Consider the following 11039-nt stretch of genomic DNA (forward strand, 5'->3'; position numbering starts at 1 on the left):
CCGCCGCCGGTTTACCGGATTGCTCCAGCAACCGCACGGCTTCGGCTTTAAACGCTTTGGTAAAACTCCGGCGCTTTCGCATTGGACACCTCCAGGGGTATTGTCCCCTTTTCTAGTGTCCATGAAAAGAGGGGTAGCTCAGACACTATTTAATCTTTTTTCGGTCTTCCCCTTGGCAAAACGGTTAGCGTTCGCCCGAGTTTCTCACTCAGGTGCCGAATAAACCCTTCCCTCCCGAGGGGTCGTCCCGTCCTCGTGTGTCTTCGAATCACTTCCACATCGGGAGCGTTTTCCTCCAAATCAATATATTCCTTCCATGACCTTGCGGAAATACCGAGCGTCTCTTTGAGACCGACGACATGATCCTTGCCTTCTGTTCCATGGATGTGAACCGTTGCACTGGACCATTTCCACTCCCAAGGCTTTTTAACGATCTTTGCACGCACGGGATTTCTCTCAACATATCGCATCGCCGCCATCAGATGCGGCTCATCAAGAAGGCAGGAGTAAAACCTCCCTTGCCACAAGTGCCCCGAAGCCCTTCTCTCCTTATTGAAAAATTGAGAATACCGCATATGCGCAACGCTGAAGACTTTGGCCAACGACGTTTCTTCTTTCGGCTGGACGATAAAATGAACATGGTTGTCCATCAAGCAATAGGCCCAAATCGCCAAGTGATACGTGCGGCTGTATTCATCAACCCAGGATAGATACTTCAAGCGCTCTTCATCATTACGAAAAATCTCCTGGCGATGGTTCCCTCTTTGTGTTACGTGATAAACGTGGCCTGGGACAATGATCCGGGCTATGCGTGGCATGTGAGATGGTTACAATATCCAGATTAGATTATCAATAAATAGTGTCTGTCCCTATTTTGTCTTTAATGCCGCTGCAAAGACCCGGCCCTAAACTCCCGCCGTCTCTCAGGCCGGCTTGATGTTCCGGTTCGTGCGAAACACGTTCTTCGGATCCCATTTCGCCTTCACCTTGGCGAGCCGATCGAGTCCCTTGCCGAGCGCCGCCTGGATACGTTCGGGGCCTTCGTCCTCCGTCAGGAAGTTGACGTACGTGCCGCCGGTGGAGAACGCTTTCATATCGTTCCACGCGTCGCGTGCCCATTGGACGTTCGCCGTGTCTTCACCCGCCTGCTCCCACGAACCCGCCACGTTGAGCACGAAACGGGCGTCGCGGTTGCCGACGGGGGAGTGCTCCTCCCTCAGTTGGTTCAGAGCGCCTCCGATTTGGAACAGGATCACGGCGGAGTGAGGCGAGCGGATCCGTGCGGCATGCGCAATCACCTTCTCGCAAAGGGCGGGCTCGATCCGCGGGAGGTACTCGCTCTTCCAGTAGTAGCGCCGGCCCTTCGGCTGAGTGCCGTCGAGCAGCGACTGCATCTGCGCGTAGGGCCGGCGCACGAGCACATCGCCGACGGGCCTGCCGAAGGCCTTGATGGGGGCAACGGCCCTCTCGCCCTCCTCGGGTCTCCCGCTGTGGCAGGCCAGCAAGGCGGCGATCGGCTTCCCGTGCATCTCCTGTGGGAGCCAGGGCGCGGGGGGCGCCGGGCGCATGAGCGCGACGATCGTGAGCTCGGGCGGGGCGGTCTCGGCGAGCGTCCGGTACAGCTCGAGCACCTTCGGCGCCTCGCTCGCGGGCCAGGCCACGACGCCTCCGACGACCTCGGGACCGACGGGAAACAGCGCGTAATCGATGCCGGTCACAACGCCGAAGTTTCCGCCGCCGCCGCGCAGCCCCCAGAAGAGGTCCGCGTTCTCATCGCCGCTCGCCCGCACCGGTCGTGCGTCGGCGGTCACGACGTTCATCCCAACGACGCTGTCCGACGTCCAGCCCCAACGCCGCGTCAGGTAGCCGAAGCCGCCGCCCAGGGTGAGTCCCGCGACGCCGGTGAGCGAGACGAAACCGAGGACGGCCGCGAGCCCGTGCAGCTGCGTTTCGCGATCCACGTCCCCGAGCAGGCAACCGCCCTGCGCGTGGGCGACCTTTCTCTGGGAGTCCACCCATACGCCGCGCATGAGCGAGAGGTCGAGCATCAGCGCGCCGTCGGCCGCGGCCAGGCCCGCGATGTTGTGTCCTCCGCCCTTGACGCAGAGCAGGAGGTCGTGTTCGCGCGCGAACTGCACGCACGCGATCACGTCGGCGCCGCCGAGGCAGCGCGCGACGGCGGCGGGCCTTCGATCGATCATGGCGTTCCAGACGGTCCGGGACTCCTCATAGCCGGCGTCGCCGGGAAGGAAGAGCGGCCCCCGGATCCGCGTCTTCAAAGCGTCGAAGGTTTCCTTCTTCAGGTCGATCTCGCGGCCCTGGGTTGTCGTCGCCTTCATGGTCGGGTCTCCTTTCGGTTGATTCGTGAGCATGCGCTGAGAGAAATTGGATTTTCTCGTCGTTGCAAAACCTTGTCAAGCGTCTCCACAATCAGCCGTTGCCGACGAACTTTGCGGGCGCAAGAAGATTGTACTCCAACCCGTTTCCACCGCTTCCTATCCGCCGGCAATGGCTCCGACGATTAAAAACGGTTCCTCACCCGACGCCACCGTATCGGGCAAGGGGCTGTCCGGCGACTCGAAGGAGAGATCCTCGCCGCAGGCGAAGAAGCGCAGGAAGGGCCGGCGCCGCCGCGTGACGTGGTCGCGGATGGTCCCGGCGAGCATCGGATAGCGGGTCTCGAGCGCGTCGAGGATCGCGCGTTGCGTGACGGGTCCTTCGATGTCCAGGCTCACCTCGGCCCCAACCCGGGCCAAGGTCCGCAAATGATACGGGAGCGCCACTCGAATCACTTGAGGACCTGAACCTCCACCGACAGCACTCCGGGAAGATCCCGGACGATGGGCGCCCAGCTGTCGCCCGCGTCGGCCGACGCGTACACCTGCCCGCCGGTGGTGCCGAAATAGACGCCGCAGGGGTCGAGCGAGTCGACCGCCATCGCGTCGCGCAGCACGTTGACGTAGCAGTCGCGCTGCGGGAGGCCCTTCGTCAGCGCCTCCCACTCGTTCCCGCCCGCGCGGCTGCGGTAGACGCGGAGCTTTCCCTCGGGCGGGTAGTGCTCCGAGTCGCTCTTGATCGGAACGACGTAAACCGTTTCCGGCTCGTGCGCGTGGACATCGATCACGAAGCCGAAATCGGTCGGCAGGTTTCCGCTGATCTCCCGCCATGATTCGCCGCCGTTGTCGCTGCGCGTGACGTCCCAGTGCTTCTGCATGAACAGCACCTCCGGACGCGAGCGGTGCATCGCAACGTGGTGGACGCAGTGGCCCACCTCGGCGTTCGGGTCGGGAATGTATTGGGAGACCAGTCCGCGATTGACCGGCCGCCACGCCTTGCCGGCGTCGTCGCTTCGGAACACCCCCGCCGCCGAGATGGCGACGTACATTCGATCGCGATTTCTCTCATCGAGAAGGATCGTGTGCAGGCCCATGCCTCCGGCGCCGGGCGACCATTGGGGTCCCGTGCCGTGGCCGCGCAAGCCCGCGAGCTCGCGCCAGGTTTTTCCGCCGTCGGTCGTGCGGAAGAGCGCCGCGTCTTCGACGCCGGCGTAGACGGTGTCCGGGTCCGTCAGCGACGGCTCGATATGCCAGACGCGCTTGAACTCCCACGGGTGCTGGCTGCCGTCGTACCACTGGTGTGTGGTGAGGGGCCTGCCGGTCCCGGGGGAGGTGTCGTAGACGAACTTATTGCTCTCGCCCATGGGCATGCCTTCCGGGGTCCGGGTCGGCTCGCCCGGTTTTGTGCCGGGTTGGAACCAGGTCCGGCCGCCGTCGTCCGAACGCTGAATGATCTGTCCGAACCAGGCGCTGGTCTGCGACGCGTACAAGCGGTTCGGGTCGACGGGCGAACCTTTGACATGATAAATCTCCCAGCCCCCGAAGTGGGGGCCGTCGACACTCCACTTTTCGCGCTTGCCGTCCGATGTCAGGATGAACGCGCCCTTGCGCGTGCCGGCCAGAACCCGCACCTTACTCATAATGAATTCTCCTTTTTAATAAAGTCGAATAAAAATCCTCGGGCCGGGCCCGCGACCTGAAAAACAGCCTGTCCCCTTTTACACTGCTCTGGGTGCGTCAAGATGAATAAATCGCTTAGATCCAGTGGTGAGATTTTCCCAGCTTTTCGGGGCCATGTCAAGACGGCGGGGGCGGGTTTGAAACCCGCCCCCGCCAAAACATAAGCCCTCAATCCCCGTCGTCGTCCGCCGCGTCCTGGACGGCGGCCGACGGAACGCCCGCCTTCGCCTTCGGCGTCACTTCCTTCGTCCCCGGATCGCGGATCTGCATCTTTCCGTTGAGCGGAAGCGCGTCGAGCAGCACCGTCTCGCTTCCGTCGTAATTTCCGAAGGCCGCGCCGATGCGGATCCAGTAGCTCTTCCCGCCCCGGTCCACCACCGTAAAGACATGCCGCGCCGCGCGGGCCTTTTTCTTTCCGTTTTCGTCGTTCATGGCATCCTCCTTGAGTTAAGGTTGAATCTCCCGTCCAAGAAGAATGCAGAATATGTACCATGAAAGGAACGCGTCAGGATTCAGCCGGGACCGGATTTCATGAACGGCGATTCAGGTCCGCAAAGCGCGAATGCATGGGGGTTCAGATCACCGGGCCGCCCAATTGACTTTGATAGGATGGATGAAGGACAATAACACTCTATGAAGATTCTGCTGGCCAAGCCCAGAGGGTTCTGCGCCGGGGTGGACCGGGCGATCGAGATCGTCGAGACGGCCCTGAAGCTTTACGGCCCGCCCGTTTACGTCCGGCACGAGATCGTCCACAACCGCCACGTCGTCGAAACGCTCCGGACCAAAGGCGCCGTATTCGTCGAAGAGCTGGACGAGGTTCCGGACGGCGTGCCGGTGATCTTCAGCGCGCACGGCGTGCCCAAGTCGGTCTGGACCGACGCGCGGCAAAGGAAGCTCAAGGCGATCGACGCCACCTGTCCCCTCGTGCTCAAAGTCCATCAGGAGGTCGACCGGGACCACCGGCAGGGCTACGAGCTGATTCTCATCGGCCATGCCGGCCATCCCGAGGTGATCGGGACCTTGGGCCAGATCCCGGACCCGCCTGCCGCCCGCCTTCCGGACGGGCAGGGCCGGGCAGGCAAGTTCCATCTCGTCAGCTCGGTCAAGGACGTGAACAATCTGACGGTGGACGATCCCGAACATCTGTCCTACGTCACCCAGACCACGCTGAGCATCGACGAGTGCAAGGACATCGTGGAGGCGCTGCACCGGCGTTTCCCGAAGATCAAGGGCCCGCGCCAGGAAGACATCTGCTACGCCACGCAGAACCGGCAGAACGCGGTTAAGGAGCTCGCCCAAACCGTCGACCTCTTTTTGGTGCTGGGCGCGCCCAACAGCTCCAATTCAAACCGCTTGAGAGAGTTGAGCGAGCAGCGCGGCGTCCGCGCCTATCTGATCGAATCGTTCAGGGACATCCAACGGTCCTGGCTGGACGGGGTCGAAACGGTCGGGATCACGGCCGGGGCCTCGGCCCCGGAATTGTTGGTCAAAGAAGTGGTGGACTTCCTCAAGACGCAGGGCGCCGACGAGCTGGAAGAGGTGGCCGTCGTGGACGAGAACGTGGAATTCCAACTTCCGAAGGAGTTACTGCAGGTCCGTCCCCGTTAGACCCCTTCTCAAGAGCGATCCGATTTTTGTAATTTCAAAGGACTGGCGTGCGGCTCATACAGGATCTGGATGACGTTGCCGTCCGGGTCCGCCATATAGAACGAGCTGCTCCCGTCGCGGTGCCGTTTGAACGGTTTGACGATCCGCACGCCGGCTTCCCGCATCCGCCGCTCGTATCCCTCCGCTGCATCGGGACTCTCCACGATGAAGCCGAAATGATCCAGCGCCTGGCCTCTGGACGGATCAAACGAAACCGCTTCCTCTTTCGGCATGACATGAAGCGCCAGATTATCGCAGCCGCTGCTCAGGTAAACATTCTCCGCATCCGGCTCCCACACCACCGTCATGCCCAGAAGGCCTTGATAAAAATGGCGGGCCTTCGCCATGTCGGTCACGCGCAGCGCCAGATGGCGAAGGCCGCGCAGCGTTGTCTGGGGCTCTTTCTTTTGAGTCACGATTTCCTTCCGTATCCGCCGGATCCGGGAAACGATCCCGAACGCACGTAACGTAACGTCTTTCGCGAAGAAAAGTCAAGGCGGACGAAGCATAAAAAAGGCGGAACCCTTTGGCAAGGGTTCCGCCTTTTGACCACCGGCGTTCTGCGGCCGGTTTTATTTCACGTCGATCTTGATTTCACGGGTTCTGGAATCTTCCGCCTTCGGCAGCACGATTTTCAGGATGCCGTCCTTGTACTCGGCCTTGATGGCGTCGGCCTTGACCGGCCGCGGGAGCTCGATCATCCGAAGGAAACTGCCGTATTTGCCTTCGATCCGGAAATAATTCTCCCGGCGTTCCTCCTTCTCCGTCTTGCGCTCGCCCTTGATCGTCAAGGTGTCTTCCGTGAGTGAAATGGAGACGTCTTCCTTGCGGACGCCGGGCAGTTCCAGCTTCACCACGATCTGCTCCTTGTCCTCATACAAATCCGCCGCCGGCATCCACTCCGCCGCAGGGGTCAACTCACGACCGCCGTTCGGCCAGAACGAGGAAAACAGCCGGTCCATCTCATCATGCATGTTGCGAAGATCGCGAAACGGTTCCCAGACAGCCACCACTCTCTCGCCTTCTCTTTTTGTCGGTAACATTTTGCTTCCTCCTTTTCAATTTGATCGGGATTTGATTTAGAACTCTATGTTAGCACTCAATAGCATCGAGTGCTAATTAATTTATACAACACATTAGCCCGTCATGTCAATATTTAATTTTAAATTATAAATCAATATATTATAGCAACGCCACAAAGGGAAAAGACCTACGACCGATTCTTATTTATGTTCAAGCAGCGGTTCCAGGCGGGGCCAGACCTTGTCCACGATGATCTGATAACCTTCTGCGGTGGGATGGATTCCATCAGCCTGATTAAGGCCCGGTTGGCCCGCGACCCCTTCGAGAAAAAAGGGGATCAGCGTCAATCGATAGCGCGCGGCCAATTCCGGAAAGATCTTTTCGAAGGCCCCGGTATATTCCTTTCCGTAATTCGGCGGCATCCGCATCCCGGCCAGAACGATCCGGACATGCTCCCCTTGAAGCAAATCGATAATGTCCGCCAGGTTTTTTTGGGTCTGGACGATGCTCAAGCCGCGCAATCCGTCGTTCGCGCCCAGTTCCAGGATCACGATCTCGGGCCGGGCTTGTAAAACCCAGGGGACGCGTCGAAGGCCGCCGGCCGTCGTCTCGCCGCTTACCCCCGCGTTGACCACGCGGTAGGGAAAACCGGCGTCATGGATTCTTCGCTCCAGGACGGCGGGATAGGCCTCGTCCTCCGGCACCCCGAGTCCGGCCGTCAGGCTGTCTCCGAACGCGACGATCACCCGATCGTGATCGGCTGGGGACGCCGGCCGATCCGTAGAAGCCACTTCGTTGGAAGCGCCCGATTGGGGAGAACGACCATCCGAATTCTGCCGGCACCCGCCCCCGCCGCTCAGAACCATCAGCAGTAGGCCCCAGCCTAGAGCTCTCTTAATCAAGGACACCCTCCTTAAAATTACGATCTATAAGTAAGAAGGTCGCAGCTACCCAGCGGGCGACGCGAGCCCCCGCCATCCGACGGATAGTGTATAATACAGAATCGTTGACCGCAAGACAGGACAACTGAACCTTTAGGAATCCCATGATCAGAGTATCCGATTTAACCATGCGCCTCACCGGAGGCGGGCGGACGATCACCATTCTTAACGGAATCAACCTCGAGGTCCCCGAAAAACAATTTCTGGCGGTGGTGGGACCTTCCGGCAGCGGGAAGTCGACGCTGCTCGGATTATTGGCGGGGCTGGATCACCCGACCGCGGGTTCGATCCGGATCGACGGAATTTCCCTGACCGATCTGGGCGAGGACGAACTGGCCCGCCTGCGACGGGAGAAAATCGGGGTGGTCTTCCAGTCGTTCCATCTGATTCCCACCCTGACCGCCTTTGAAAACGTCAAGGTCCCTCTGGAACTTCGCGGCGATCCCGACGCCGACCGGCAGGCGCTCCGCTTCCTGGAAGAGGTCGGCCTGTCGGACCGGAAGGATCACTATCCGGTCCAGCTCTCGGGCGGCGAACAGCAACGGGTTGCGATCGCCCGGGCCTTTATCGGCCGTCCCGCGCTCCTGATGGCGGACGAACCGACCGGCAACCTGGATACGGCCAACGGACAGCGCATCATCGAGCTGATTCTCCGTCTTCATCACGATCAGGGAAGCACGCTGATCCTCGTCACGCACGACCCGACCCTGGCCGTCCATGCCGACCGCGTCATCACGTTGCGGGACGGCCGGATCGTCGACGACATGAACCGGGCCCGATCATGAACCGCTTTGTCCTCCAAATGGCCTGGCGGGAGGCACGGAGTTCCTACCGGCATCTCCTGTTCTTCCTGTCGTCCATCGCGATCGGGGTCGGATCCATCGTCGGGACCGGCAACGTCTCGTCCAATTTGGAGGCCATGACGCTTCGCGAGTCCCGCAACCTGCTGGCGGCCGATCTCGAGGCCCGCCTGAACCGGCCCCCGTCGTCGCAGGACCAATCCTTCCTGTCCGGCCTCGCGGGCGAAGGCGCACGCTTCATGCGGGTGACCGAATTGAACGGCATGGCGATGACCCGGGATGCGGCCCGTAGCCAGCTGGTGGAGCTCAAGGCGGTGGAGCCCGGATACCCCTTCTACGGCCGGCTCAAGATCGACCCGCCGATATCCGATTCGTTTCGCGATTCGATCCGCGATCCCTTCCTCGACCCGGACGCGGTCTGGGTCCAGGAAGCGCTTCTGCTCCGTCTCCATCTCCGGGTCGGAGACCCGGTCAAGCTCGGAGAAGCGGTTTTCACGATCCGCGGCGTGATCCGCAATGAGCCGGACCGGGCGGCCGGAACCTTTAGCCTCGGGCCCCGGGTCCTGCTCTCTCAAGACGGGCTGCGCCGAACGCGTCTGGTCCAACCGGGAAGCCGGATGACCGACCGCTATCTTTTCAAGGTGACGCCTCCGGGAACGCCCGAGCAATTGAAAACCGAACTGTCCGGTCATTGGTCCTCCGGGTCGGTCCAGATTCACACCTACCGCGACGCCCAGCCGCGCCTGAGGCGTTTTCTGGAAAACTTCACGACCTATCTGGGCCTGGTCGGATTGATCACCCTGATCATCGGCGGCATCGGCGTCGCCAGCAACATCCATACCTTCCTCGCCGAGCGGATCGGAACGATCGCGATCTTGAAATGCCTGGGCTGTTCCTCCTCCGCGATCCTGGTCGTCTACCTCCTCCTGGCTCTATTCCTGGGCGGGATCGGGAGCGTGATCGGAATCTTACTCGGAACGGGCCTTTATCATGTCTTGCTTCCGTTTCTGACCGGGTTCCTTCCGCCCGACTTTTCATTCCAGCCGGCGCCGCTTGCGGCGGTCCGGGGTTTCGCGATGGGCCTGTTGATCACGCTCCTCTTTTCGCTCTGGCCCTTGCGGATGATCCGGACCTGGACGCCGTCCCGCGTTTTCCGGCAGGAGGTCGAGGCCGGACGGAAGGGCTTCCCCGATCGAAGAACCTGGCTGTTCATCGCGATCATTCTGTTCGGTTGCCTGGGGCTTGCGTTCTGGCAGGCCGGATCATGGCGGTTGGGCGGATGGGCGGCCGCGGCGATCGGCGTCGCCGTTCCGCTCCTTCTGGCGTCCGCGTGGGGAACGATCGGTCTGTTGAAACGTCTCGCCGGCCGCGCGCCCCTCGTGCGCCGGTCGTTGACCCTGCGCTACGGAATCGGCAATCTTCACCGGCCGGGACGCCAGATCGTCACCATCGTCCTTTCCATCGGAATCGGGGTGACCATCCTTCTCACGCTGGCCCAGGTCGAGCGAAACTTGATGTCGCAATTGCGACAGAATGTTCCGCAGGACGCGCCCGGCCTCTTTTTCATCGACCTTCAACCGGACCAGAAGCAACCGTTTGAAAACTTAATGAAGGGTTGGAACTTGAAAAAACCGCTCCAACTTACGCCCTTGGTCCGGTCGCGGCTTTTCGCCGTGAACGGGAAGGCGGTGTCGGAGATGAATACCGAAGACCGGGCCGACGGCTGGTATTTCACGCGCGAATACGTCCTGACCTTTCAGAAAGACCTCCCCGATCACAATATCGTTCAACGGGGGACTTGGTGGAACGGGACATCCGGAGCGGACGCCGGCGACGGTACGCCCTTGATCTCGGTCGAAGCGGAAGCGGCGCGGCACCTTGGAATCGATCTCGGTTCCACCGTGACCTTCGACATCCAGGGCGTCCGGATCACCGGCCGGATCGCGAGCATTCGGGAGGTCGACTGGGGGAGCATGACCACCAATTTTTTCTTCATCTTCGCCCCCGGCGCCTTGGATCGGGCCCCCGTCACCTACGTGGCGACCGCCACGACGACGCCGGAGGAGGACCTCCCGGTCCAAAACGCCGTGATCGGCTCGTTCCCGAACGTCACGGTGATCAACCTCCGGGACGTTTTGGAAACGATCGCCGGAATCCTGAAGGAGATCATCCGCACCGTCCAATTCATGGCGGGCTTCGGACTGCTCGTCGGCCTGATCGTGCTGTCGGGCGCGATCGCCGCGACCCGCGCGCGGCGGCGTCACGAGATGATCCTGTTCAAAACGCTCGGAGCGACCCGGCCGACGCTGATGGCGATGATGGCCGTGGAATACGGTCTGCTCGGCCTGATCGCGGCCTTCGTCGGCGGCCTGTTTTCGATGGGCTTGTCCTTTGGCATCGTCCATTTCCTTTTGGATATCCCGTGGCGCTTCGATCCGGCGGTCCTTCTGATCGGGTTGATCGCGACGGTGATCCTGACGACGACCGGCGGTTTCCTGACCACCTATCGTATCTTGGGACAAAAACCGCTGGCCGTCCTGCGGTCGGAATGACGCAAGGCCGGCCGCCCCGACACAATTCCGCTTGCACAAGAGGCTGAACCATTGGTA

At 61.2% G+C, this 11039-nt stretch carries 11 protein-coding genes; 3 read left to right on the forward strand and 8 right to left on the reverse strand.

The annotated features are described in order from the left end of the window. Positions 1-149 precede the first annotated feature (149 nt). From VLY20_05545 to VLY20_05565, 5 genes are all read right to left on the reverse strand, one after another. The gene (locus VLY20_05545) at positions 150-818 is read right to left on the reverse strand and encodes a transposase (protein HUK56102.1); all 669 of its coding nucleotides are present in this window, start codon (positions 816-818) and stop codon (positions 150-152) included. A 105-nt stretch (positions 819-923) separates the two neighbouring features. Continuing rightward, positions 924-2339, reverse strand: coding sequence for an FAD-binding oxidoreductase (locus VLY20_05550; protein HUK56103.1), 1416 nt, complete (start codon positions 2337-2339; stop codon positions 924-926). A gap of 156 nt (positions 2340-2495) precedes the next feature. Then, positions 2496-2792 (reverse strand): MoaD/ThiS family protein, encoded by a 297-nt coding sequence (locus VLY20_05555; protein ID HUK56104.1) that lies wholly within the window; start codon positions 2790-2792, stop codon positions 2496-2498. Further along, positions 2789-3976 carry an exo-alpha-sialidase gene (locus VLY20_05560; protein HUK56105.1) on the reverse strand — a complete coding sequence of 396 codons (1188 nt, stop codon included), beginning with the start codon at positions 3974-3976 and terminating at the stop codon, positions 2789-2791. Before VLY20_05560 ends, VLY20_05555 begins: the two co-directional genes overlap by 4 nt. Positions 3977-4184: 208 nt before the next feature. After that, on the reverse strand, positions 4185-4448 hold the full coding sequence (locus VLY20_05565; GenBank protein HUK56106.1) for a hypothetical protein: 264 nt from the start codon (positions 4446-4448) through the stop codon (positions 4185-4187). 201 nt (positions 4449-4649) lie between these two features. On the opposite strand from VLY20_05565, the gene ispH reads away from it, so the two are divergent. After that, a complete protein-coding gene (gene ispH, locus VLY20_05570) occupies positions 4650-5627 on the forward strand; it encodes a 4-hydroxy-3-methylbut-2-enyl diphosphate reductase (protein HUK56107.1) in 978 nt (325 codons plus the stop codon). A gap of 8 nt (positions 5628-5635) precedes the next feature. Here ispH and VLY20_05575 read toward each other — a convergent pair whose 3' ends face one another. The 3 genes from VLY20_05575 to VLY20_05585 all read right to left on the reverse strand — a co-directional run bounded on the left by VLY20_05575 (position 5636) and on the right by VLY20_05585 (position 7591). Further along, entirely contained in the window at positions 5636-6082 is a 447-nt protein-coding gene (locus VLY20_05575) for a VOC family protein (GenBank protein ID HUK56108.1), read from the reverse strand. Between the two features lie 156 nt (positions 6083-6238). Then, a complete protein-coding gene (locus VLY20_05580; GenBank protein HUK56109.1) occupies positions 6239-6709 on the reverse strand; it encodes an Hsp20/alpha crystallin family protein in 471 nt (156 codons plus the stop codon). Positions 6710-6889: 180 nt separating this feature from the next. Then, positions 6890-7591: an arylesterase gene (locus VLY20_05585; GenBank protein ID HUK56110.1), complete on the reverse strand. Its 702-nt coding sequence runs from the start codon at positions 7589-7591 to the stop codon at positions 6890-6892. A gap of 167 nt (positions 7592-7758) precedes the next feature. Here VLY20_05585 and VLY20_05590 point away from each other — a divergent pair, with 167 nt between their 5' ends. After that, on the forward strand, positions 7759-8415 hold the full coding sequence (locus VLY20_05590) for an ABC transporter ATP-binding protein (GenBank protein HUK56111.1): 657 nt from the start codon (positions 7759-7761) through the stop codon (positions 8413-8415). Beyond that, the gene (locus tag VLY20_05595; protein ID HUK56112.1) at positions 8412-10982 is read left to right on the forward strand and encodes an FtsX-like permease family protein; all 2571 of its coding nucleotides are present in this window, start codon (positions 8412-8414) and stop codon (positions 10980-10982) included. Before VLY20_05590 ends, VLY20_05595 begins: the two co-directional genes overlap by 4 nt. Positions 10983-11039: the final 57 nt, after the last annotated feature.

It is taken from the genome of Nitrospiria bacterium, from assembly GCA_035517655.1.
Taxonomy (GTDB): Bacteria; Nitrospirota; Nitrospiria; order JACQBZ01; family JACQBZ01; genus JACQBZ01.